Origin of the sequence: Synechocystis sp. LKSZ1 (genome assembly GCF_040436315.1) — a bacterium.
Lineage (GTDB): Bacteria > Cyanobacteriota > Cyanobacteriia > Cyanobacteriales > Microcystaceae > Synechocystis.
Genome location: NZ_AP031572.1, coordinates 2,692,497 through 2,717,333 on the forward strand (window position 1 = coordinate 2,692,497; position 24,837 = coordinate 2,717,333).

The 24,837-nt window shown below is 51.2% G+C and carries 20 protein-coding genes; 6 read left to right on the top strand and 14 right to left on the bottom strand.

Going from position 1 to position 24,837, the window contains the following annotated elements:
* Positions 1 to 3: 3 nt before the first annotated feature.
* The 4 genes from ABXS88_RS12180 to mnmG form a co-directional block, all read right to left on the bottom strand.
* Positions 4 to 327, bottom strand: coding sequence for a hypothetical protein (locus ABXS88_RS12180; RefSeq protein ID WP_353672314.1), 324 nt, complete (start codon positions 325 to 327; stop codon positions 4 to 6).
* Positions 328 to 906, bottom strand: coding sequence for a guanylate kinase (gmk, locus tag ABXS88_RS12185; RefSeq protein WP_353672315.1), 579 nt, complete (start codon positions 904 to 906; stop codon positions 328 to 330).
* Complete coding sequence (gene remA, locus ABXS88_RS12190; RefSeq protein WP_353672316.1) at positions 896 to 1,162, bottom strand: extracellular matrix/biofilm regulator RemA; 267 nt, start codon at positions 1,160 to 1,162, stop codon at positions 896 to 898. Before remA ends, gmk begins: the two co-directional genes overlap by 11 nt.
* A gap of 232 nt (positions 1,163 to 1,394) precedes the next feature.
* The gene (gene mnmG / locus ABXS88_RS12195) at positions 1,395 to 3,320 is read right to left on the bottom strand and encodes a tRNA uridine-5-carboxymethylaminomethyl(34) synthesis enzyme MnmG (protein ID WP_353672317.1); all 1,926 of its coding nucleotides are present in this window, start codon (positions 3,318 to 3,320) and stop codon (positions 1,395 to 1,397) included.
* A 431-nt stretch (positions 3,321 to 3,751) separates the two neighbouring features.
* On the opposite strand from mnmG, the gene ABXS88_RS12200 reads away from it, so the two are divergent.
* From ABXS88_RS12200 to ABXS88_RS12210, 3 genes are all read left to right on the top strand, one after another.
* Positions 3,752 to 4,336 (top strand): cell division protein SepF, encoded by a 585-nt coding sequence (locus tag ABXS88_RS12200; protein ID WP_353672318.1) that lies wholly within the window; start codon positions 3,752 to 3,754, stop codon positions 4,334 to 4,336.
* A gap of 211 nt (positions 4,337 to 4,547) precedes the next feature.
* On the top strand, positions 4,548 to 5,351 hold the full coding sequence (proC, locus tag ABXS88_RS12205; RefSeq protein WP_353672319.1) for a pyrroline-5-carboxylate reductase: 804 nt from the start codon (positions 4,548 to 4,550) through the stop codon (positions 5,349 to 5,351).
* A 25-nt stretch (positions 5,352 to 5,376) separates the two neighbouring features.
* Positions 5,377 to 6,819, top strand: coding sequence for a sugar transferase (locus ABXS88_RS12210; protein WP_353672320.1), 1,443 nt, complete (start codon positions 5,377 to 5,379; stop codon positions 6,817 to 6,819).
* 7 nt (positions 6,820 to 6,826) lie between these two features.
* On the opposite strand, the gene ABXS88_RS12215 is transcribed toward ABXS88_RS12210, so the two are convergent.
* From ABXS88_RS12215 to ABXS88_RS12225, 3 genes are all read right to left on the bottom strand, one after another.
* Positions 6,827 to 7,789 (bottom strand): pentapeptide repeat-containing protein, encoded by a 963-nt coding sequence (locus ABXS88_RS12215; RefSeq protein ID WP_353672321.1) that lies wholly within the window; start codon positions 7,787 to 7,789, stop codon positions 6,827 to 6,829.
* 39 nt (positions 7,790 to 7,828) lie between these two features.
* Entirely contained in the window at positions 7,829 to 8,425 is a 597-nt protein-coding gene (gene leuD / locus ABXS88_RS12220; protein WP_353672322.1) for a 3-isopropylmalate dehydratase small subunit, read from the bottom strand.
* A 136-nt stretch (positions 8,426 to 8,561) separates the two neighbouring features.
* Entirely contained in the window at positions 8,562 to 9,599 is a 1,038-nt protein-coding gene (locus ABXS88_RS12225; protein WP_353672323.1) for a fatty acid desaturase, read from the bottom strand.
* Between the two features lie 321 nt (positions 9,600 to 9,920).
* Here ABXS88_RS12225 and ABXS88_RS12230 point away from each other — a divergent pair, with 321 nt between their 5' ends.
* Complete coding sequence (locus tag ABXS88_RS12230; RefSeq protein WP_353672324.1) at positions 9,921 to 11,144, top strand: ABC transporter ATP-binding protein; 1,224 nt, start codon at positions 9,921 to 9,923, stop codon at positions 11,142 to 11,144.
* On the opposite strand, the gene folK is transcribed toward ABXS88_RS12230, so the two are convergent.
* Both folK and ABXS88_RS12240 read right to left on the bottom strand, forming a co-directional pair.
* Positions 11,131 to 11,625 (bottom strand): 2-amino-4-hydroxy-6-hydroxymethyldihydropteridine diphosphokinase, encoded by a 495-nt coding sequence (gene folK / locus ABXS88_RS12235; protein WP_353672325.1) that lies wholly within the window; start codon positions 11,623 to 11,625, stop codon positions 11,131 to 11,133. The two genes, ABXS88_RS12230 and folK, sit on opposite strands and share 14 nt — an antisense overlap.
* Entirely contained in the window at positions 11,622 to 12,938 is a 1,317-nt protein-coding gene (locus ABXS88_RS12240; protein WP_353672326.1) for a dihydroorotase, read from the bottom strand. Before ABXS88_RS12240 ends, folK begins: the two co-directional genes overlap by 4 nt.
* Positions 12,939 to 13,482: 544 nt before the next feature.
* Here ABXS88_RS12240 and acs point away from each other — a divergent pair.
* Positions 13,483 to 15,450: an acetate--CoA ligase gene (gene acs, locus ABXS88_RS12245; protein ID WP_353672327.1), complete on the top strand. Its 1,968-nt coding sequence runs from the start codon at positions 13,483 to 13,485 to the stop codon at positions 15,448 to 15,450.
* Positions 15,451 to 15,515: 65 nt separating this feature from the next.
* Here acs and ABXS88_RS12250 read toward each other — a convergent pair whose 3' ends face one another.
* From ABXS88_RS12250 to ABXS88_RS12260, 3 genes are all read right to left on the bottom strand, one after another.
* A complete protein-coding gene (locus ABXS88_RS12250) occupies positions 15,516 to 20,330 on the bottom strand; it encodes a Calx-beta domain-containing protein (protein ID WP_353672328.1) in 4,815 nt (1,604 codons plus the stop codon).
* Positions 20,331 to 20,666: 336 nt separating this feature from the next.
* On the bottom strand, positions 20,667 to 22,295 hold the full coding sequence (locus tag ABXS88_RS12255; protein WP_353672329.1) for a S8 family serine peptidase: 1,629 nt from the start codon (positions 22,293 to 22,295) through the stop codon (positions 20,667 to 20,669).
* Positions 22,258 to 22,587, bottom strand: a complete 330-nt coding sequence (locus ABXS88_RS12260) for a hypothetical protein (RefSeq protein WP_353672330.1) — start codon at positions 22,585 to 22,587, stop codon at positions 22,258 to 22,260. The genes ABXS88_RS12255 and ABXS88_RS12260 overlap by 38 nt, the downstream gene beginning before the upstream one ends.
* 90 nt (positions 22,588 to 22,677) lie before the next feature.
* On the opposite strand from ABXS88_RS12260, the gene hypD reads away from it, so the two are divergent.
* A complete protein-coding gene (hypD, locus tag ABXS88_RS12265) occupies positions 22,678 to 23,826 on the top strand; it encodes a hydrogenase formation protein HypD (RefSeq protein ID WP_353672331.1) in 1,149 nt (382 codons plus the stop codon).
* On the opposite strand, the gene cutA is transcribed toward hypD, so the two are convergent.
* Together cutA and ABXS88_RS12275 are read right to left on the bottom strand one after the other, a co-directional pair.
* Positions 23,771 to 24,097: a divalent-cation tolerance protein CutA gene (gene cutA, locus ABXS88_RS12270; RefSeq protein WP_353672332.1), complete on the bottom strand. Its 327-nt coding sequence runs from the start codon at positions 24,095 to 24,097 to the stop codon at positions 23,771 to 23,773. The genes hypD and cutA overlap by 56 nt on opposite strands.
* Before the next feature lie 3 nt (positions 24,098 to 24,100).
* Positions 24,101 to 24,703 (bottom strand): pentapeptide repeat-containing protein, encoded by a 603-nt coding sequence (locus ABXS88_RS12275; protein ID WP_353672333.1) that lies wholly within the window; start codon positions 24,701 to 24,703, stop codon positions 24,101 to 24,103.
* Positions 24,704 to 24,837 lie beyond the last annotated feature (134 nt).

Sequence of the window (24,837 nt, forward strand, 5' to 3'; positions counted from 1 at the left end):
TTCCTATTGCAAAGTGGGATCCGGGGGAAAAGGGCCAGCGACGATTTTTTGCAGGCCCGGAAGCATGAGATAGCCTTGCCAAGACTGACCCTCCGTTGTGCAATACACTAGATACTCAATGGAATTTTGGGCATTTTGGCGATACTGGTAGCGGGAACACCCCTTAAGGTTGTGGGCTCTAATTGTATCGTCAAGTTCTGACTGGGGTCCGGTTTGCCAAGGGCCGGGATAAACAGGCAAATGCCACTCCCAGGCCAGCCAAGCGGCTAGGCCAGCGCCAGTGAATAGAAAGACGGCCAGTCGCCAACGACGCCGGAGTCCCGCCACTTAAGTCTCCCAAATAAAGTGGGCAAGTTCCTGCAGGGCCATCTCTAGATCATCGTTAACAATCTGGGCATCAAATTCATGACTCACCGCTAATTCCTCCTGGGCCTTAGCTAACCGTTTAGCAATGGCTGCTTCACTATCCTGGCCTCGATGGCGGAGCCGATGCTCTAGTTCCTGGGGGGACGGCGGCAAAATAAAGACACGACGGGCCGCAGGATAACTATCCTTCACCTGACGGGCCCCTAAAACTTCAATTTCCAGGAGGACAGTTTTGCCTTGGCTGATTTGCTGTTCAACGGCTTGGCGAGGCGTACCGTAGTAATTGCCTGCATATTCCGCCCATTCCAAGAGTTGACCGGCGGCAATCCACTGTTGAAACTGCTCTTGGCTTAAAAAATAGTAGGCCTGACCGTCTATTTCTCCCGCCCGAGGTGTGCGGGTAGTGGCAGAAATCGACAGAAACAGGTCAGGATATTGGGCCAGCAGGGCCTTAACCAGGGTTCCTTTCCCGACACCACTTGGCCCTGTAATCACCACTAACTGACCCGTATTGGGCTGGGAATTCTGCTTAGTTACCATTGAGATTGCCGTCTTTGTTGGTCACAAAACGATGGGCAACGGTTTCCGGTTGGATCGCAGACAGCACCACATGGCTGGAATCGGTGATAATGACTGCTCGCGTCCGACGACCGTAGGTAGCATCAATCAGTTGTCCCCTTTCCTTCGCATCCGCAATGATCCGCTTGATGGGGGCCGATTCGGGACTCACGATGGCCACGACCCGATTAGCCGACACAATATTGCCAAAACCGATGTTAATGAGTTGTATATCCATAATTGGGGTCATCCGATGCAGTTAAGCGAACCATTTTGCCCACAAAAAGCAAACTTTAGTGAAATTTGCCAACGGAGCTTTGCTGAGCGCCATTGTCCCAGTCTTCTGGAATCCCGAGGTCTTGACCTCTACCCCAAGATAGATTACTAGCCTATGACCGTCCGTAAAAGAGGCGTTAATCAAGTTATTGAGTCAATTTCAGGGCCTTTGGGCGGTTTTTAGAAACCTATCCCTAGGAATCTTTCTCTAGCAACCGGGAAGGCTGGAAACGACGCTGGGTTTCGAGGTAAACCAGGAGAGCGTTAATATCCGCTGGGTTAACACCGCCAATACGAGCGGCCTGACCAAGGGTGAGGGGGCGGACTTGGCTCAACTTTTCCCGTGCTTCCATGGAAAGGGTCGCGATGGCCATGTAGTCTAGCTGGGCCGGGAGGGCGCGGTGGCTTTGGCGACTGATTTGCTCAATTTGAGTTTCTTGACGCTTGATGTAGCCCGAGTACTTGATTTCGATTTCTACCCCTTCCTTTTCCGTGGCCGTTAAATCCGCTTTACCCAGGCCATAGTGTTCTAAATCTTCGTAATGAAAACCGGGCCGCCGGAGCAGATCCGCTAACACAATAGATCCTTTGATGCGTTGTTGGGTGTCCGCCGCAATGGTCTGGCCCAGGGGGTCTTGTTCCTTGATGCGAGTACTGTAGAGTCGCTCTTTTTCTGCTGTGATCTGGGCCTGTTTGGCTTGGAATAATTGCCAACGGCGGTCATCGATCAGGCCCAGACTGCGGCCCAGGGGGGTCAGACGTTGATCGGCATTATCAGAACGCAGGATTAGGCGATATTCCGAGCGGCTGGTTAACATCCGGTAGGGTTCTCGCAAATCCTTGGTGCAGAGGTCATCGATTAGAGTCCCCAGGTAGCTTTCTTCTCGGGTAAACACCTGGAGGGCCTGCCCTTGACAGTAGCGAGCGGCGTTAATCCCCGCCACAAGACCCTGGGCGGCGGCCTCTTCATAGCCCGTGGTGCCATTGAGTTGGCCCGCACAAAAGAGTCCCGCAATTTTTTTCGTCATTAAGCTGGGATAGCATTGGGTGGCTGGCAGGTAATCGTATTCCACCGCATAGGCCGGGCGGAGCATGACGCAACTTTCTAGCCCCGGTAGGGTTTGCAGCATGGCCAGTTGAATGGATTCCGGTAGGCCGGTGGAAAAGCCCTGGATGTAGAGTTCTGGAATGTCTCGCCCCTCGGGTTCAATGAAGATCTGATGGCTTTCCTTATCGGCGAAACGGACAATCTTATCCTCGATGGAGGGACAGTAGCGAGGGCCCTTGGAATCGATAAAGCCACCGTAGATGGGCGAGAGATGTAGGTTATCTCGAATAAGTTGGTGGGTCTTCGCCGTCGTGCGGGTCAGGTAACAATTCATCTGCTCGCGCTCAATCCAGGCCTCGGGATCAAAGCTAAACCAACGTACCGCCTCATCAGGGGGCTGGGGTTCGAGACGACTGTAGTCCACGGAGCGTTTATCCACTCGCGCCGGAGTTCCTGTTTTCAAGCGGCCCGTTTCAAAGCCCAAATCCTGTAATGTTTCTGTCAGGCCCACTGCCGCAAATTCTCCGGCCCGACCAGCCGGCATGGATTTATTGCCAATCCAAATTTTGCCACCGAGAAAAGTGCCAGTGGTTAGTACTACGGCAGAAGCCTGGAAGCAAGTACCAAAGTAGGTTTGCAAGCCAACGATCTCATCCTGAGTACCCAAAATCAGATCCGTCACCATGCCTTCCCGCATCGAGAGATTGGGCTGGTTTTCCACAATGGTTTTCATGATGGCGCTGTATTCCCGTTTATCAGTTTGGGCCCGAAGCGCCCAGACGGCAGGGCCGCGGGAAATATTCAACACCCGTTTCTGGAGGTAGGTGCGGTCAGCCATTTTGCCAATCTCTCCCCCCAGAGCATCGACTTCGTGGGTCAATTGGGACTTGGCCGGGCCCCCCACCGCTGGATTACAGGGTTGCCAAGCAATTTTATCCAGATTCAGAGTCAACAGGAGAGTGCGACATCCCAACCGTGCCGCCGCCAAGGCCGCCTCACAGCCTGCATGGCCTGCGCCGACCACGATCACATCAAAATGGTCTTGAAAATCTACCGGTGCTCGCAGTGTCATCGCCAGTGTGCCTAACCTGAATTAGCAAAATTATTGAGAAGCTTCAGCCTTCTATCCTAACAGGTCATTTCCGGATGGCTGGCTAACCTTTCTGACTGGAGTCTGCCAAGACAAGCCGGCGTATCCCGCCAAATGTTACGATTTATTGACCTATTTCCCCTGGGGATGGAACATCTTTTACCCTTTTTGCGACACAACCAATTAATTCTTGGAATACTTTGGAATACTGCTGGTTACAACAATACGTCTCGTTCAGCAACCTAAAATAGACCTTGTTTTTTGCAAGCCGTCACCCCATGATGGCTTGTCAGGGCAATGTCTCGGTTGACGATTTTGAGTTCCTGTTGTTGTGTATTGATGGTGCTATAACCTAATCTAGCCCTTGTAAGATCTATCCCCCTTTTATCTATTCAAATCAGTGGACGGTAATCATGATTTTGACCAAGCTTAAGGATTTCGTCGGCATTAGCGAACACGACGAATACGAAGAAGACTACGAAGAGATGGACTGGCAACAGAACCAGGCCCAGGCCCCAACTCCCACCCCTAGCGTTGCGCCGACCGAGGAAGCCCCCGCGCCCCGTCGCCAGAACCGTGAGCCTTTAAACCTAACAAATGAACCCTCCCTGGGAACAGGAGCAAGAAATAACGTGATTGGTATGCCTGGTATTAATAATAACGTTGCTGAAGTTGTCGTCGTTGAGCCTCATTCCTTTGACGAAATGCCCCAGGTCATTAAGACCCTCAAGGAACGGAAATCCGTGGTTCTGAACCTCAATATCATGAATCCAGAAGAGGCCCAGCGGGCTGTTGATTTTGTGGCTGGCGGAACCTACGCCATTGATGGCCACCAAGAACGTATCGGAGAAAGCATTTTTCTCTTCACACCGAGTTGCGTCAAAGTAAGCACTTTAGCGGGAACGGTTCATGAAATGACGGAATCGGCCCCGGCTCCTTTGCGAAATAATACGATGCCCAGTCCCTGGGGCCTAGATACTAGTCGTCTGGCGCAGTAGGCCGCCCTTCCGATGATCTGCCCGGTTGCGTTTCCTGACTAAACTGGGCGTAACTTCTGGGTTATGTTTTGTAACGAAAGCCTTGAAGTAATTGTTTTTTGTTCAATACACTAAAACAGAACAACAAACCCTAGGGGTTAGGGGGCCAGCGAATGGGTCTTTTTCCCTCATCCCGTGGTGTTTGCTTTCTTGTGTCTGTATTTAACGCTCTGTGTCTATTCAACTGGGTATTATCGGTGGGGGCATTATGGCCGAGGCTATTTTGTCCCGTCTTCTAGATCAAAAAATTTATTCTGCACATCAGGTTCTGGTGAGTGATCCCCAACCCCAACGCCGGGATTATCTCCAGCACACCTACCAGGTTCAGGTTTCTGAAGATAACCAAGAGGCAGCCAATGCTAGCGAGGTGGTTCTGCTGGCCATTAAACCTCAGGTGCTTGACCGAGTAGTAGCCGGCCTGGCCGGGAGCCAACAAAAGCCTCTGATTATCTCGGTACTAGCAGGGGTCCCTATTAGCCGTCTGGACTATGGCTTTCCCGACCACCCCATTATTCGGGCCATGCCCAATACCCCGGCCACGGTGGGGGCCGGTATGACAGCCCTCGCCTTAGGAAAACTGGTGGAGGCACAGCATGCGACCCTGGCCAAGTCCCTTTTTGGGGCCGTTGGTCAAGTGGTAGAGGTTCCCGAATCTTTGATGGATGCGGTGACGGGCCTTTCTGGGTCTGGCCCGGCTTTTGTGGCCATGATGGTCGAGGCTCTGGCTGATGGGGGTGTGGGCGTGGGTTTACCTCGTAGCATCGCCCATACGTTGGCCCTGCAGACGGTTTTGGGAACTGCTCAGCTTTTACAGGAGACGGGGCGTCACCCAGCGGAACTGAAGGATCAAGTGACCAGCCCCGGTGGTACAACCATTGCGGGCGTAACAGTACTGGAAAAAATGAGCTTTCGGGCCGCCTTGATCGAAGCGGTTCGAGCGGCCTGGCGACGGGCCCAGGAACTGGGTAAAAAATAGGCCTTGCCTGGAGTCCTCGCTATCTATGCAACCCTGGCTCAAGACCTTGACCGCATCCGTGATGGATCTGCGAGCGCCCCAACGATTTTCTGGCTTCTATTTGAGCCGACAGCAATGGCTGAGAATTGCTATTTTGATGATCGGCGATTTAGGGGCCTTAGTCCTAGCCTGGAATGGCGCCCGCTATCTCAATCATTTTTATTCTCCTCCCCCTCCCCAACTCGTTTGGTGGACTTGGCTCGGTCTGCCCAGTTTGTTCTGGTGCTTTGCTTTCCTTACCCTTCTCTGCTTTGCCTACGGAGGCCTCTATCGTCCTACTGCTCGAGGTCAGAACTATATCCGCCTGGCCCAGCTGGTGAGCTTAGTCTTTCTGCTGGTTCTTGTTCTGAACTACTTCTACGATCCCAGCTTGGATCCACCCCGTTCTCTTTTCTTTACAGCCTGGGGAGGCAGTATCCTGCTGGTTTTAGGCGCCCGCATTATTACTAGCCTGATCCTGAGCCAACTCCAACGACGACAGGCCCCCATCCCTGTTTTTTTAATTGCATCCTCGGCTCGTCTGCGGCAATTAATCACCATTCTCGAAAAACGTTCCCATTACCAGGTGGTCGGCAGTGCCCTCGCCTCCACAGCCCACAGTCCACATACATTACGGTGTATTCTCCGCTCCCAGGCTCTAGAGGTGCTAGTAGAAGACCTGCCCAAGACCAATTTGGCCTCGACCCTCTACTGGAATCTGCGCCGCCAAGGGATTGCTCTCCGTCTCCTCCCCTCCAGTCGAGAAATTCTCTATCGTCGCGGGCTGCCAGAAATTTTTGCGGGCTTACCCACCCTGCGGGTCGAACTTCCATTGTTGATTGGTTTGGATTATCGCCTTAAACGAGTCTTGGATTATGTTGCGGCCAGTTTGGGCTTGCTCTTGCTAGCACCACTTCTTTTAGCAATCATCCTGGCCATTAAGATGAGTTCCCCTGGGCCAGTTTTTTTTCGTCAGGAACGGGTCGGTCTACAGGGTAAAGTCTTTCAGATGTGGAAATTTCGGACGATGGTGCCCAATGCGCCCCAACTCCAAGCCCAGCTTGAATCGGCTAACGAAAGTGATGATGGCGTGATGTTCAAATTAAAAAAAGATCCCCGTATTATTCCCATTGGCCATTTTCTGCGCCGGACTAGCTTGGATGAATTTCCCCAATTGTTTAATGTGCTGAGTGGCGACATGAGCTTGGTCGGTCCTAGGCCATTACCTATTCGCGATGTCGAACATTTTGATGCCTGGCATCACATTCGTCATCAGGTCATACCAGGAATCACCGGCCTGTGGCAAATTTCAGGGCGCTCAGACATTGGTGGCTTCAATGATGTAGCTCGTCTAGATTTGTACTATATTGACAACTGGTCGCTGAATTTAGACTTGGACATTTTAGTAGAGACCATTCGCATTATTCTCTTTGGCCGTGGCGCCTACTAGGGCCTGTCTAGGGATGGATACTGCCATCGGGCATCACTGCATCGGTGAGATCGATTTCAATGATTTGACTGTTTGTAAAATTGGTATTGCGCAGGTCAGCCCCCCGGAGGTTGGCTTCCACTAGATTAGCCCCCTGGAGATTGACCTTGGCCAAGCGGGCCCGTTGTAGCGTGGCATAGTCAAGGATGGCATTGGTCAGGGCCACCCGTTGCAGAATAGCGCCCTGTAAACAAGCACCCTGGAGATTAATGCGATTGGTAGCCTCTGCGCTTTGGGTATCGATGGCCGACCAATTGACTGCACTAAGATTAATTTCCCGCATAATCGCTCGGGCTAAATCCGCCCCCTTGAGGTTAGATTGGCTGAGGTTGGCCCCCTGGAATAACGTATCCTGTAGATCACCGCCGTGGAGTTGGCAAAAGCTCAGATCGGCTTTGTAGAGGTTGGCATGGTTCAACTTGGCCCCCCGGAGATCGGCATTGCTCAGGTCGGCTCGGCTGAGATCGGCTCCAGATAAATCCACCCCACTGAGATCGGCCCCACTGAGGTCAGCTCGCATCAGATTAGCGCCACTGAGGTTTACTCCCTGGAGTTTGGCCTGGCAGAGCATGGCTCCTTGCAGATTTACATCCGTTAGCTTGGCCTGTTTTAGGTTGGCATAACAGAGATTTGCATTGATCAGTTGAGCAGAATTGAGGTCGGCCCAGCTTAAATCCGCAGAGCTAAGATCTGTCCCCCGTAGATCGGCCCCGACGAGCTGGGTACTCATCAGCCGGGCGTGGGCAAAGTCCGTGCGATTCAAATTACTGTGACGTAGGCAACATCCACAGAGATTAGCCCATTCCAAGGATGCCCGGCTAAAGTTAATATCCGTGAGATCGGCATTGAGAATTTCTACATGCTGGAGGTCTAGACGACTAAAGTCCCGTTGACCCTGGCTATAGTGCCACAGCAATTGCTCGATTTCCATAGTCGGGAGATGGAGTGTGAGGAATAGTGATCTAGCGGCCTAGGCTGTTTGCCAATGTAGGTAGGGAAGGGCCTGGGCCGTAGTGGTAATAGCATCTTGGTGCTGCAGCAGTTGGCCACAACTATCCCATTGACCACTTAACAACATTTGACGAGGGCCTTCTGGCATGGTGATAGCCAGGGCCTGGTCACCGTAGCGGACTTCTAAATTGGCTAAATCCAGAGTCACTTTGGCCTGGGGATGATCGTTGATATAGGCCTGCAGGGCCTTGATGGCTGAGGGATCCGCTGTAACGCAGGGTACGCCATTGGCCACACAGTTACCAAAGAAGATTTCGGCAAAGCTTTCTCCAATCAGGCCCTTAATGCCCCACTTGATCAGGGCCTGGGGAGCATGTTCGCGGCTGGAACCACAGCCGAAATTCGCATTGACCACCAGAATCGTGGCCCCCTGATACTGTGGCAGGTCAAAGGGGTGCTGGCCCTGGCGTTGGTGGCGGTCATCGGCAAAGACCTGTTCCCCTAGACCATCAAAAGTGACACAGCGTAGGAAACGAGCCGGAATGATGCGGTCGGTATCAATATCACCCCCTTCGAGGGGAAGGGCAGGGCCGGTTAGAGATCGGACTTGACTCATCGGTATATTTACGGGAAGCGTTTGCTTTTCCCATCATACCCCCGGCCCTATCATTCCCTGGCTTGGCAGTGACGCTCTCCAACAACAAACCTCCCTACATCGGTCAGGGAGGCGTTGAAGATTCGGGACGTTAAGGCTACTGCAAGGATTGGAAAGTCCGGTAGCCTTGCTCAGGATCGTAGAGATGACACTGGTCGGTAATTTGCTTCATCAAGGCCCAGCTAAAGCGGCGCTCATGGATGACCTCTCCCCAATTTTGGCGAATACTGGCATGGGCCTTGCGCAGATTGTAGGAAGGAATGCCCACGGAAAGATGGTGGGGTATATGGACATTAATGTCGTGGCAGAGAATTTCCACCCAGCGGGGGTAGTCGCAATGAACGGTTCCCTTGAGTTGGGCCTCCCCTGCACTCCAGTTCGCAATCGGCTGAAAGTGGATTTCGGGGATCGTATGGTGAACCAGTGTAAATGTACTCATCCAGAAGTGGTACACCAGCCAGGGCATAAGCCAGAATTTAACTAGGCCCCACCAGCCGGTCGTCAGTACTAATACTGGGAAGAAAACAGCCCCAAAGATGATCACGACGGCCATGGAAAAAACGGCTTTAGAGCGGTCGCGTTCATTAAAATTAGCGGGCTTGAAGTGGAGCAGGGCCCAGTGAAAAATAGAGCCAATCCACCAGAGCCGGCCGCGAATGGCCCGGTAAAAAAGACGCACGGAAGGATTCGCTGTTTGAAAGGCTTCGGGAGTCCAAGCATCCCAAGCATTATCCACTTCCAGCTTATTGGTGTGGAGGTGATGGTGGTCGTGGAGCAAACGCCAGCAGTGGAAGGGATAGATCAAGGGCAAAAAGAAAATATGGCCCACCACGTCATTGACCCAGCGGCGTTTCGCAAAGGAGCGATGCCCAGCGTCATGGCCAATCACAAACCAACCAGTAAGGGCCGTTCCCGTAAAAATCCAGGTGAAGGGTAGGCAGTACCAAGGAAGGTAGATAATGCCCAAATAACCGACGACCGCGGCGGTGACGCTGAGCAGGACTTTCAGCCAGGCCTGGCGGCTATCTTTTTCAAAACATTCGCGGGGAATGGTTTTAACAATATCTTTGAGTTGAAGGTTGGAACTCTCCGGAGAAGGAGTCGTGCTATTCAACCATTCAGTCGTTGCAGTCATGAAGGAAACCAAACGTGAGGTTTATAGGAAGGGGTTTGGAACTTAACGCCACCTGCTTCAGTGTCCGAGGCCAGCAAGTAGACCTAAATCCAAGGGCCGGTTCTTAAGTTGAGGCCCTGAGTCCACTTGCGTTTTCTTAGAACAACTTAACAAACCTTCATTTTTATACCATGTCCCCGTTGGTTCTGCGGTGATTTTCTGGCAATGATTAGGTATTCTTACCTGTTCTGTCTGGGGAACCTTGTCAGCCTAATTGAGGCCTCAGAGCCACGGGTAAGCTTGCTGATACGATAGGGAAGCAATATTTTCCTGGTTGGATGCGTGGCTCAGGTTGTTATTGAAAATCTCTATAAAAGTTTTCCCCAACGAGTTGGCCAAAAACTAGCTCCAGCTCAAGAAGGCACGGTTAATGTGCTCCGGGCCATTAATTTAAGCATTGATGATGGGGAATTTATGGTGCTGGTCGGCCCTTCCGGCTGTGGCAAAAGCACCCTCCTCCGCTTGATTGCCGGCCTAGAAGAGATTACCGCCGGTAATATTTTTGTGGGGGAACGGCTGGTGAATACGATACCGCCCAAAAATCGGGACATTGCCATGGTCTTCCAGAGCTATGCCCTCTATCCCCACCTCAGCGTTTACGACAACATTGCCTTTGGCCTGCGCCGCTCTGCAACTCAACCCCGGTCGGGTTTACCTCGCTGGCTAGACCAGGGCCTGCGGGGAGCGACGGGATTTTTACCCCCATATCTGCGCTATCGTTCAGTCCAGGAAAGACAAATGGCCCAACAGGTACAAGCCGTAGCCCAGCGTCTCCAGATTGAGGGCCTGCTCAATCGTTTTCCCAAACAACTCTCCGGGGGCCAAAAACAACGGGTGGCCCTGGGCCGGGCCATTGCCCGCAATCCCCAGGTCTTTTTGATGGATGAACCCCTCTCCAACCTGGATGCCAAATTGCGAGCCGAAACCCGCAGTCAGATCGTCACCCTCCAGCGGCAGTTGGGCATTACCACCATCTACGTCACCCACGACCAAACTGAGGCCATGACCATGGGCCATCGTATTGCCGTCATGAACCAGGGGGTGATTCAACAACTGGCCACGCCCCTAGAGCTCTACCGTCAGCCCACCAATCGGTTTGTGGCAGAGTTCATTGGTTCACCGCCGATGAATTTTTTCAACGTCCGAGTTGAAGCGCCGACTCAACTCCGCCATTCGAGTTTTAGTCTGGCCCTGGGAGAGGATTGGGCTCCGCTGGTGCGCCCCTACGACGACCGTTCCCTTTGGTTGGGCATCCGCTCAGAGCATTTTTCCTTAGCCGCCCCAGAAGAAGCCAACACCCTCGCAGTCGTGGTGGATTTGGTGGAGGCCCTGGGCAATGATACTTACATCCTGGCTCATCTTATCGCTGATCCAACAGTCACCCTCCAGGCCCGTTTATCGCCGGAACAAACTGTACGGATAGGTGAACACCTCAACCTGGCCATTGCCTCAGATAAAATTCACCTTTTTGACTATAAGACTGAACAATCCCTCAGGGCCATCTAGCGGCAAGACAGCCAAGAATACCCTGACGGTCACAGGCCTGGGCCAATTGCAGAATGGTTTGGCCGGTTTTCGGTTCTTGCCAATCCGGAGCGATCTCCGCTAGGGGAATCAGCACAAAAGCCCGCTCTATGAGAAAAGGATGGGGAATCGTTAGGGTCGGACTTTGGTGTTGCCGCTGGCCGTAGAGGAGGAGGTCTAAATCCAAGGTGCGGGGCCCCCATTTTTCGGTACGAACCCGGCCAAATTGCTGTTCGATGGACTGGAGTCTGGCCAGGAGAATTTCGGGGTTAAGCTCGGTTTCCAGAACCGCACAACCATTGAGATAATTTGGCTGTTGCGGCCCCACCGGAAGGGTTTCATACCAGGCCGACACTGCTATCAAGTGCAGATCTGGTACTTGGGCCAGTTGGCTTAAGCTCTGCTCTAGGATTTGTTGAGATGGCCCTAAATTACTGCCCAAGCCGATGGCTACTGGGGTCATGGTTCAAAACGGAGGGCCTTCCCCCGGACTTGATCATGGAATTGGCCGCGGTTATAGGCCACTTGGCCATTGACCAAGGTCATTACTGGCCACCCCGTTAGATTCCACCCCTCAAAGGGACTCCAGCCGCACTTGGTTTGGAGTTCTTCCCGCAGGACAGGGTGATAGGTTTCCAGATCTACTAAAACCAAATCTGCATCATAGCCCACAGCAATTTTACCCTTGTTAGGAATACCATAAGCCTCGGCGACGGCACTTGCCATCCAGCGACTCACCTGGGCTAGGCTACAGCGACCTTTCTTGGCCTGGGTTAACATTACTGGCAAAGCGGTTTCGACTCCCGGCATTCCCGAGGGAGACTGGGGATAGGGTTTGGCCTTTTCCTCTAGAGTATGGGGCGCATGATCCGTGGCAATAAAATCAATTACTCCATCCAGCAGGGCCTGCCAGAGTACTTCATTATTTTCAGGAGAGCGGAGGGGCGGATTCATCTGGGCCAAGGTGCCAATCCGAGCATAGTCGTTAGTATTCAAAAGAAGATGCTGGGGCGTTACTTCCGCCGTAACCCAGGCTGGTTTATGTCCCCGTAGGTATTCGGCCTCGATGCCCGTGGAGAGGTGGAGAATATGGAGGCGACGTTGATACTTTTCTGATAATTTCAGGGCCAATTGGGTTGCATTAAGAGCCGCTATTTCATCTTGAATTTGGGAGTGCACCGCCGGATCGTTGTTGCCCGTAAAGAGCTTACGCCGCTCTAAAATACGTCCTTGGTCTTCGGCATGGACGGCAATCAGCCGGGTTCCCTGGGCAAAAATTGGCTCTAAAAATTCTTCAGTACTAACCAACAGGGCCCCGTGGGAAGATCCCATGAAGATCTTGATACCACAGGTGGGCTGGGCCTCGCGCAGATCGGGTAAATTATCCGGTGTAGCCCCGATAAAGAAGCCATAATTGACTAAGGACTTGGCGGCAGCCCGGGCCAATTTATCATCAAGGGCTGCTTGGGTAATGGTTAGAGGATTAGTGTTGGGCATTTCCAAAAAGGAAGTCACCCCGCCTCGGGCACAGGCCCGGCTGGCCGTACTCAAATCTTCTTTATGTTCTAGGCCGGGTTCTCGAAAATGCACTTGGGGATCGATCACGCCCGGTAGGAGGGTCAGACCCTGGGCCTCGATACATTCACCAGTCTCAGGGGCCGCCAGATGCGGCGCAATGGACTGGATCACACCATCCGCCAATAGAACATCCCCAGTCATTAATTCGCCATCGGGGAGTAAAATTTGTGCCTGCTGAATTAGACAGGAATGATTCATGGCCAGGGCCTCCAGAAACAATTGTCACCATGTTCCATTATGGCCTAAAGAGTGTTGGGTCTAGGGCATGTTATCAATCGCTTCAAATGGAGACAACAAAAAAATCATGATAACCCCTGATTTCTTAATTAAGAAATAAACAGTAGTAACAACTTAACAACATTCTCTGCATGTTGACCAATGGAAGAAATTTGCCAGCAGATGATACCCATCGTCGGATTAATCTTTATTCAGGCCCCGACATCAAAAAGTAAGTGGTTAATTTCGTTGATATTGACATGAAAGTTCTTCTTGACAGACGTCGATTATAGTTCCCACAAGTCATCAATCTATCCTAAGACGCAAAGAGAGATTTCCCTCGTCAAAGACTGTCTAGATTGTGATTTTAACAAGACTATTTAATTACTTGGGTTCTATTTAATGACTAGAATCTTTTATTGAATCAAGGGCGTTTACTTAACGAATAGTCACAATTACCGAATGGTCAGGGTTCTTTGCAACAATAAATTCAGCAATACTCCACAGCGTATCGAAAGTCACCGTTATGCCAGACTCTACCATTGAATCTATCCTCCACGAAGAACGACTGTTTGAACCACCGGCTCCCTTCTCCGACCAGGCCTATGTGCGTAGCCGCCGCGAATACGAGCAACTCTACAGTAAAGCAACGGCAAACCCGGAACGATTTTGGGCCGAACAGGCCGAGCAAGAACTGCACTGGTTCAAGAAATGGGACACTATCCTCGACTGGCAACCGCCCTTTGCCAAGTGGTTTGTCGGGGGACAATTGAATATTTCTTACAACTGCCTAGACCGTCATCTCACCACCTGGCGACGGAATAAAGCCGCCATCATTTGGGAAGGAGAACCGGGGGACTCCCGCACCCTTACCTACGGCGAACTCCACCGCGAAGTTTGTCTCTTTGCCAATGCCATGAAACAGTTGGGCATCCAAAAAGGTGACCGGGTGGCCATCTATATGCCGATGATTCCCGAAGCGGCCATTGCCATGCTCGCCTGTGCACGGATTGGGGCTCCCCATAGTGTGGTTTTTGGCGGGTTTAGCTCGGAGGCCCTGCGCGACCGGCTGGTGGATGCCCAGGCTAAGTTGGTCGTTACCGCCGATGGTGGGTTTCGCAAAGATAAGGTTATTGCCCTCAAGGAACAGGTGGATTTAGCGCTGGAGCACGGGGCGCCTTCGGTGGCCAATGTGCTGGTGGTGGAACGCACCAAGGCCCCGGTCACGATGGTACAGAGCCGGGATCATTGGTGGCACGACCTGAAAAGCCAGGTGACGGCCGATTGTCCTGCGGAGCCGATGGAGAGTGAAGATATGCTCTTTATTCTCTACACCTCCGGCAGTACAGGAAAACCAAAGGGCGTCGTCCACACCACCGGCGGCTATAACCTCTATACCCACCTCACCACCAAATGGATTTTTGATCTCAAGGATACCGATGTCTATTGGTGTACCGCCGACGTGGGTTGGATTACGGGCCATAGTTACATTGTTTACGGGCCGCTTTCCAATGGCGCAACAACGGTTATGTACGAAGGGGTTCCCCGGCCCTCGAATCCCGGCTGTTTTTGGGATGTGATCGAAAAGTATGGGGTGAATATTTTCTATACGGCCCCAACGGCCATCCGGGCATTTATTCGTATGGGGGAAGAGATTCCCAACGCCCGCAACCTTTCCTCCCTACGTCTACTGGGAACCGTGGGAGAACCGATTAACCCTGAGGCCTGGATGTGGTACCACCGCGTTATTGGCAAGGAACGCTGTCCCATTGTGGATACCTGGTGGCAAACGGAGACCGGCGGCATTATGATTACCCCACTGCCGGGAGCCACGGCAACGAAACCCGGCTCCTGTACCCGGCCCTTTCCTGGCATCGTGGCCGATGTTGTCGATCTAGAGGGCCAACCCGTGGCCGATAATCAGGGAGGCTATTTGGTGATCAAACATCCCTGGCCCAGCATGATCCGCGATGTCTATGGCGATACCAATCGTTTCCGTCGTACCTACTGGGAACACCTCACCACTGCCGACGGCCAACCCCTCTACTTTGCTGGGGATGGGGCCCGTCGAGACAGCGATGGTTACTACTGGGTCATGGGCCGGGTAGATGATGTCATTAGTGTTTCGGGCCACCGCTTGGGCACCATGGAAATTGAATCGGCCCTGGTCTCTCATACTTCCGTGGCCGAGGCCGCCGTGGTCGGCCGCCCCGATGACCTGACGGGAGAAGCCATTTTTGCCTTTGTCGTGCTGGATAGTCAGCAGGCCCCCAGTGAGGCATTAGCCCAGGCCTTGAAACAGCATGTCATCCAAGAGATTGGGGCCATTGCTCGGCCGGCAGAAATCCGTTTTACCGATGCCCTGCCCAAAACCCGTTCAGGTAAAATCATGCGTCGTTTATTGCGTAGTTTAGCAGCCGGCCAGGAAATTTCTGGGGATACATCTACCCTTGAAGACCGTACTGTTTTAGATAAACTGCGGGGCGGCAATTAGTCAATTCGTTAATCGTTAACGTTGTCGACGAGTCCCTCAGTTCAGATCAATTGAGGGACCGGAAGTCAACCCCTATTAGTGACAAAATTCGCTAGGGCCGTTTCAGCAGCATACAAAGAAGCACTGGTATCCCCAAAAGGAGCCAACCAGTTACGGCCGAAGATTTCATTGCTTGGGCCAGAGGTAGCCTGGCGTTCTAGAGGCGTATCAATCGCTTGGCTAATCAAATCAGCGCTAGCTATCTTATTGCGAATAACTTTAAGATCCTGATTGTCTCCTGGCTGTGTTCCATTACTGGCCCCTAAAGCCACGGCCAAAGCAAAATTGACTGGTGTGACTTGGTTCCGATCCAACAGGCCTGTCCAGAAGTCCCACCCCCCTTGTTCTGGATCTCGGTTAAAAGCCAGGTCATAAACTTTTCTGACCTTTTCTCGGTTACTCAAGGCCCCATAAAGACGGTCGGCTTCACTGCCGGGCGCGGGATTACCAAAGGCATTGGCCAGGGTTTCAAATTCAGGACTCCCAAAGACAACCTGCTGAGAACCGAAGACTTGATTCCAAAAGGCTAGGCCACCGGGATCACCAGGCCGGCCGTAGTAGGCGACGTAGGCAATCTGGACAGTTCCCCCTGTCAACACGAGGGGATTGGTGGGAGTATCATCCTGTTCAATAGTGCCAACGGCCTGGTTGTTGGACAAGACAGCGCCTACGGGATTGCTCAGTTTGAACAAAAAGGTTTCACTGTCTTCGTTTCTGGTATCGCCCATAATCGGCACATTAATTTGACCGATAAGTTGGCCGGCGGGAATGGTCAGGGTGCCATTGGTAGCGGTGTAATCAGCGGGATTATTGGGAGTAGCGATATCGCTAGGGGTAGCGGTATGGTCGGCAGGAGTGGCAGTGGAGTAGCTGACAGTCACGGTCTGAGCACTAGCCTGGGACAGAGTGACATTAAAGGTCAGGTTTTTAGTACCACTATTACCTTCACGGGTAGCGGCATCTTGAATACTGAGATTAGGAATCACAAAGTCATCATTCTGAATGGTTCCCGTGACTGCCGTTGTTGTCCCAATGGTATAACCCGTTCCAGTCGCTAAAGTAAGGGAAACCGTTTCATCGGGCTCAATAATGCTATCGGCAATAGGGGCAAGGGCCAGCGTGGTGATGGATGTATTAGCCGCAAAGGTAATACTACCAGGAAGTGTGGCATAGTCCAGGCCATTGGTGGCGGTACCGGCAATGGTATAAGTAACAGTTAGGGGGTTTGTGGTTGAGCCAGTCCGCGTGAAAGTATAGAAGAGACTGATACCCTTATCTTCTAGAACACTATTAGACGAAATTGATACATTAATAATAGGTGAATCATCATTTTGAATAGTAGAGGTAATTGCCTGAGAAGTTCCCACGCTGTAACCATTACCAGGAGCGAGAGTCAGCGTAACAGTTTCATCTGGTTCAATGGTGCTATCGGGAGTGGGGTCAATGGTGACGGTTGCGGCGGCTGACCCAGAGATAAAGGTGACACTACTGCCGATATTGGCGTAGTCGTTGCCATTGGTGGCTGTCCCTCCAATGGTGTAGTTAACCGTGAGGGAATTGGTGAGATCTCCGCTACGAGTGAAGGTATAAGTCAGATTTCCTGTTCCATCTTCAGTCACACTGCTGAGACTAACGGCTAGAGTAATCGTCGGCAGGGCCACTGCATCATCATTTTGAATCGTGCCTGTGACAGCCGTTGTAGTGCCGATGGTGTAGCCTGTTCCGGCCGCAAGCGTTAGGGAAACGGTTTCATCCGGTTCAACGGTGCTGTCTGGGGTTGGGTTAACCGTAACTGTTGCTGCTGCAGAACCGGGTTGGAAGATGACATTAGTTCCAAGGTTGGCGTAGTCGTTACCATTCGTTGCAGTACCACTGATGCTGTAGTTAACCGTGAGAGAGTTTGTTAGATCTCCGGTGCGAGTGAAAGTATAGACCAAGTTAGGAGTACCATCTTCTGTCACACTGCTGGGACTAACGGCCAGGGTAATCGTCGGCAGGGCCACTGCATCATCATTTTGAATCGTGCCAATAACCGCGTTAGTAGTACCAATGCTGTAGCCTGTTCCGGCCACTAAAGTAAGGGAAATGGTTTCATCCGGTTCAACCGTGCTATCTGGGGTTGGATTAACCGTAACTGTTGCTGTTGCAGAACCGGGTTGGAAGATGACATTAGTTCCAAGGTTGGCGTAGTCGTTACCATTCGTTGCAGTACCACCGAGGCTGTAGTTGACCGTGAGAGAGTTTGTTAGATCTCCGGTGCGAGTGAAAGTATAGACCAAGTTAGGAGTACCATCTTCGGTCACACTGCTGGGACTAACAGCCAGGGTAATTGTTGGTAAAGGGGCCAATACCGTAAAGGTTTTAGTAAAACTATTATTGGCATTATTGGATTCAGGTTCCTGATTGAGGTAATCGGCTTCTAAGATCAGAGTATGACTGCCCGCACTCAAAGGGCCAATCTGATAATCCGTCACAGAAGTGTAGAAATTGACATCTAAGGGCGGACTGGTTGACCAAGTATTAATGGCGACACCATCCAAAAATAATCGAGTACTAAAGCTATTGGCTGTTGCCTGAGAACCCTGATTTAAAACAGCCCAGTCAATGTATAAAGTATCCGGTGTTAAAATTTGGGATGCACTGGTGGACGTTCCTGTCGTTGTTGAAAGAACAATTCGGTCATCCCAATCGATTGGCTGATAAGGAACTAAATCGGGTAAGTTATTGGGATTGCCACTACTATCAATAATGGCAAAATTACTTGCTTGTAATGGTTGGTTGCTAAAAACCGTAATTTGATTGTTATTACCCAAGTCAATCAACGAGAAGAAAATGCCTGGTTGAATTTGGCCGCTATTGGTGATGGCGTTTAATAATTGAGTGCTAGAACTAAAGCCGTAGGCAATATCAATTTCGAGTAAATCTTGACCAACAATAAAAAGATTATCGACTTTCCCCACTGTATCCAGGCCACTACCGAGGAAAAAGCGAAAGCGGTCATTCCCAGCCCCGCCGAGAAGAATGTCACTGTCAGCGCCGCCCTCTAAAGTATCGTTGCCGTCTCCGCCTATCAGTTGGTCAACACCATTACCACCGCGTAGCAAAGTATTGCCTAATCCATAGCCTGCATCGTAGAGATAATCATCTCCATCACCACCCTCTAGGGTATCGTTGCCGTTTCCGCCGTCTAAATAATCATTGCCCTCATTGCCAAATAGTTGGTCATCTCCATCGCCTCCAAAAAGATCATCATCTCCTGTCCCTCCGATGAGGGTGTCATTCCCCAAGCCCCCTTGAATAAGATCGTTCCCCCCCAGGCCATTAATCAGGTCGGCTTGGGCCGTGCCCTGAATCGTGTCGTTGCCTTCCGTTGGCGTGGCTAAGGTGTCATCATCCTGGATAGTGCCTATCACTGCTCCAGTTGTCCCCGCAATATAGCCAATGGTCACAGAGGAAAGTTGGAGAGAAACGGTTTCATTGCTTTCGGACGTACTATCTGCAATAGGGTCAATGAGTACTTGAGCGGTTGAGGCATTGGCCGCAAAGGTGACGTTGGTGGGAATCGTGGCGTAATCGGTTCCATTGGTAGCCGTTCCCCCAATCGTATAGTTTACGGTTAGAGAATTACTCAAATTTCCTGTACGAGTGAAGGTATAAACCAAATTAGCGGTGCCGTCCTCCAAAACATTGCTTGGATTTACGGCTAGGGTTACAGTCGGTAGCGTTGAGGTATTATCTTGAAACTGTAGAGAATAGATTTCTAATTTACTATCGAGGGTACTGTTGGTTGTGCCAAACCAAACAACCTTATTGCCAGAAATACGAGGGACAAATCTTCTAGCGACTGAATCTTTAACGCCGTTTGTTAGCTGTGTTGTGGTAGTGCCGTTATAGAGAAAGAGTTGGTCGTCTCCATCAACAAAGCTAGACCAAATAACATTACTGCCAGAAATATCAACAAAAAGCTCATTCCCAGAATTGTTAGTTAATTGAGTTGTTGTAGAGCCATTATAAAAATATACTTCTGGATCTGTTGTCTGGCCTGGGTTATTGTTGCTGGCTATCCAGACAATATTGTTACCAGAGATGGGAGAATAATTGAGGGGATTATTATTAGTAGTTGTTGCAAAAGTACTAGAGAAAGCCTCTGTTAGGTCGTTATCGGTTAATTGAACTGTAGTTGAACCGTTATACAAAAAAACTTCTGTATCATTTTCGCCTGTCTTTTTCCCTAGCCAGACAACATTATTGCCGGAGATATAGGGAAAAGAGTCGGCATAACTATTATTGGTTAACTGTATAATTTGAGTGCCATCATACAAGAAGATTTCACTGGTATTAATGTCATTGGGATCACTGAGGCCCATCCAAACAACTTTATTGCCTGAGATATGGGCAAGGACGTCAGAAAAATTGTTATTGGTTAGCTGGGTGACGGTCGAGCCATTGTATAAATAAATATCTGAATCATTGCCATTAACGCCTGTCCACACCACGTTATTACCAGAGATTGCTGGCAGGGCCGAATCAATATTACTATCACTCAACTGGGTGGTGGTTGAACCATTGTAGAGAAATATCTTAGAGGTAGCACCATCTTTGACACTCCAAACGAGGTTCCCCCCGGACAAAGCAAGAAGGGTGGCAACTTGATTCTGGGCTGTTTCTGCTGGAAATTGATATTGGGCCACTTGAGTGGTGCTAGACCCATTGTTAAAGTAAATTGTAAGGGTGGTTCCATCGACACTATACCAAGCAGTATTATTGCCAGAAACAATTGGGTCTATATCGGCAATATTATTGTTGGTGATTCGCGTAATTGGAGTTGTTGTAATTGCCATTGTTTACCTATCATTAACACTAATGTTTAGATTATTTATACTTTTTGGATTTATTTATGTAATCAATGTAATGACCGATGATTGGTCAAACCCAAAACTTAATATGGCCTACTCAGGCGTTTTCGTCATGCTTCCTCATTCATTGCCAATTATAATCAAGTCTCACTAACTTTGGGGCATTTTGAGCTTGAGCTTGCCCCAGTATTGTTAACAGTATCTATGACGTTGGTAGCGTTCTTTCTACCAAGGCTTCAAGTTAAAGCTACAGATTTTCCCCCTCCGTCACCTCCCCTTGTGAAGAGGAGGACGGGTAGGATCTAGTTGTATAGTTGGGCTTTAGAGCTCCGGAACCGTCCACCAACTGAGGGCATAGGCCTGATGGGAAAAGGGATTAGGGCCAGATGCATTGACCTGGATTTGATAGTGGCCAGTGCGGGGGACAGCACAAAAAAGATGTTCGACGTTATCAACACGACTGTTGGAAAGACAGACCGGCCAAGGGCCACCGGGATTATCCAGGTCGAGCAATTGTAGATCAAGGTTGTTTAATGGCTCAGCCTGAAAGTTTTCCCCTGGATCATATTCCTGATTATGGTTGGTATCCAGCAAGCGGACAGTCCTTTCCCAAACCAAGGTGACACTGACAAAACTGTCTCCTCGTAGCGACTGGGCCAACGTATAGTGAACCCTTGAGAGTCCATCGAGCTGGCCATAGTGCCAACCGAGGGGAGGAACGGGTGCAGTAGGAGGCCAGGAACCGGCCTGTAATTGCTGGAAAGCACGAAAAGCATTCAGTTGGCCGGCCCCCATTTCAGCATCCAGGGGAATAGTGCTGTTCTGGTAGGCCGACGACTGTAACCAAGTCTGATTGTTTTTGGTCAAGATGGTACGGGTCATCCCTAAGAAATGGCCTTGAGCATCGTCCTGGAGCTTATCCGCCGAGTTGAGGAGAATGGCTTTGATCACCGCTGGCTGGCGATAGTCCAGGGTTTGCCCCAGGCGTCCCTGGGCTTGCAAACGCTCGGCCGCCTCTTGAAGTAGGGCCACGGTTCCGGTCACTAAGGGGGCCGCAAAGCTAGTGCCACTCACCCGCTGTCTTTTGCCCACCAAATCATAGGTAATGATCTGACTGCCGGGGGCGATCAGACTGACACTACGGCGATTATTTTGATTACTTTCCGGCCGAAATAACCTTTGGCCTAAACTTTGGCCACTGAGGTTAGCAAAATCTACTTTATTAAATTGCGGTGAGTCAGTCCCAAGGGTACTGTAGGCAATGGTCATGCCGTTGTAATGATCGGTGGGGATGGGGATACCGCCGTCTCCTTGATTACCCGCTACGACAAAGAGTACTTTTTCCGTTTGGGAGAGCCAATCAAGACAGAGGCTAAACAGACTTTGGCCGTCGAGCAGGGCCGGCCAACGGGGGTCTCGTTCCAGGGAGTCGCCAAAACTGAGGTTAATGGCCCGGACATCGCCACCATTCTGTCGAGCAATAAATTGACTGGTGAGGCATTCCTCTGGCTGAAAAGTTTCCTTCACCGGGCCAAGGGCCGCGGCATAGAGACGGGCTTGGGGGGCCACCCCAGAAAATTGTTTATCCTTGCCGATCAGCACCTCCGCCACCATGGCCGCATGGACATCTAAATGAGTATTAGGGACAGCGGCCTGATTGCGGAAAAAAACACCGGCTAAGCGAAAACGGGGAGGGCTTGCCACCAGTTTATCCAGGCCAAATTGGGCCGGACGGCCAATTTCCACCTGGCCCAGGGCAATTTTGCGCCCCGTTAGAAAGTAGGGGGCCTGATGCAGACGTTGGGCTTGAATCCCGTCTTCTCCCAAGGGCCAGCGTTGGCCGCTGGCTGGCCTCTCTCCTCCAGCGCTCAAGGCCAGGCAGATCGTGCCAGTAATGGCCAGAACAAAGCCTCTACTCCTTCGGACGACGGAAGATAAGCAGGGTAACATTGGCAATTTCTTCCCGGGAAATATACTCCCAACCATCGGCCCCCATATGGTTAAAAAAGTCCGCTAATTGCTGAATTCCGCCACTTTTGGGCGGTTCTTGGGGCCGGGGTTTGGGTTTGTCTTCACCGTAATATTCCGGGAATTGCTTTTCTAAAAATTCTTTGGAAAAGAGGGCCTCGGCCGGTTGGCCAGATGGCTCCGCCGGGGGACGGGCATCGGTTGGGGCTTGGGGTTGAGGACGACTATTAATATTTAAATAAACCAGCTTGTATTCCCACTGTTGGCGAGCCATAAAATAATAAAAAGGAATTATATTTAACCAGGACTGTGTGGATCTTAACCCACTCTACTACCCCAATGTTAGCTTCCTAGGGAGGGCGCTATGAAATTTGTGGATGAATATCGGGATGCTCAGCCGGTTCAGCGTTATTGCCAGGCCATTGCGGCCACTCTCAGCCGCCCCTGGACGTTGATGGAGATCTGCGGTGGCCAGACCCATGCCATCGTTAAGTACGGCATCGATCAACTGCTTCCCCCGGACTTGACCCTGATCCATGGCCCCGGCTGTCCTGTTTGCGTCACCGCCGTTGAAGTGATTGAGCAGGCCCTCTGCTTGGCCCGTCAACCCGACATCATCTTCTGTTCCTTTGGCGATATGCTACGGGTGCCCGGTCATGACCAGGATTTATTAACGATTAAGGCCCAGGGAGGAGACGTGCGCATGGTCTATTCTCCCTTGGATTGTCTGGCCCTGGCTCAGGCTCATCCCGATAAATCCGTGGTTTTCTTTGCGGTGGGTTTTGAAACCACGGCCCCCGCTACGGCCCTGGCGGTTTACCAAGCTAAACAACGGGGAATTAGGAATTTCTTTCTATTAACAGCCCATGTGTTGGTTCCCCCGGCCATGGAAGCATTATTGGCGGATCCCGACGGTCAAATCCAAGGGTTTTTAGCCGCAGGCCATGTCTGCACGGTGATGGGTTACCAGGCCTACCAAGCGCTTGCTCGTCGTTACCAAGTCCCCATTGTGGTCACCGGGTTTGAGCCCTTGGATATCGTCCGGGGCATCTACCATTGCGTTAAGCAGCTCGAAAATAACCAGGCCGATTGTGAAAATCAGTATGAGAGATCTGTTCGTCCTGAGGGTAATCTCCTGGCCCAACAGATTATGCAGGAGGTCTTTTGGGTCGTTGACCAATCCTGGCGTGGCTTAGGCCAGATTCCCAACAGTGGTTTGGCCCTGAGTCCTGCCTATCAGGCCTGGTCTGCTTCCGTTCACTTTGCAGATCGTTTGCTGGATTCGCCGACAACACCAAAAGTTAGCCCTTGTATTAGTGGAGAAATCTTGCAGGGAAAAGCCAAACCCTCAGCTTGTCCGGCCTTTGGCCAGGCCTGTACCCCTGAACAGCCTCTAGGCGCTCCCATGGTTTCCTCCGAAGGGGCCTGTGCCGCTTATTATCAATACCGTAAAATTGTCAGGGATCCTGTAGGCTCGATCCCAGCCACTGGAGATAGGGACGGGAACCCTTAACAATTTCTAGCGCAATGATTTCCGGTACGTCGTAGGAATGCAGGGCCTGAATTTGGGCCTCTAGGCTTTCAAAACGAGCTAAATCGGTCTTAATCACTAACTGCCACTCTTCCGTTTCCTGCCGTTGGCCCTGCCAAAGATAGGTGGAGTGGACGGGGAAAAAATTAATGCAAGCGGCCAGCCCCTGCTCTAGAAGATGTTGGGCCAGTTCGCGGGCCTCTGCTTGGGAAGCGGTTGTGACCAATACCACACCGTAGCGCTCTGGGGCCATGGTTTAGTTCTGCAGGAGAAAGGGAGAGGAAAAGAGGGAGAACTGATTAACGGGCAAGGTTAAACACTCTAGATCCAGGGGGGAAAAACTCTGGGGCTCATAGATCAGCGTTTCCCGGAGATTGGTATTCTGCAAAATAGCCCCCGTCAGCAGAGTATTGGTTAGGTTAGCGCCCTCCAAATTGGCATGGGTTAAATCCGCTTCGCTCAGATTGGCCCCCTGGAGGTTGGCCCCCTGGAGATTGGCCCCGCGCAGGTTGGCCTGGCGGAGATTACTGTGCTGTAGCGTGGCCTCTTTCAATTGAGTCTGTTCCAAGTTTGATTGTACTAAAAAGGCGTGACTGAGATTGGCCTGGGTCAAGTCAGCTCGAGTTAGAATAGCCTGGCTTAATTTTGCCGCCGTTAGATTGGCTAGCCTTAAACAGGCCTGTCGTAAATTAGCCTTGGTGAGAAACGTCCGGCTGAGATTCGCTCCCCTGAGGTTGGCCTCCGCCAAATCCACACCAATCAAAGTTACCTGGGATAAATCGACGTTTTGTAAATTCTTACCCAGGAAAGAGCGTTGACCTTTTTCGTAGGCTCGCAATAGTTCGTTAATGTTCATCATCGTTCGTCGCTTCTGCTGGCGGCCGGCAGGCTGCAAGAAACAAAAGGAGAAAACAGGCTTAGGATGCTTCCTTGATTGGGAGTCATCATGAAATATGAAATAAGCAGGTTTCTGTATCGGATCTTACGCCCAAA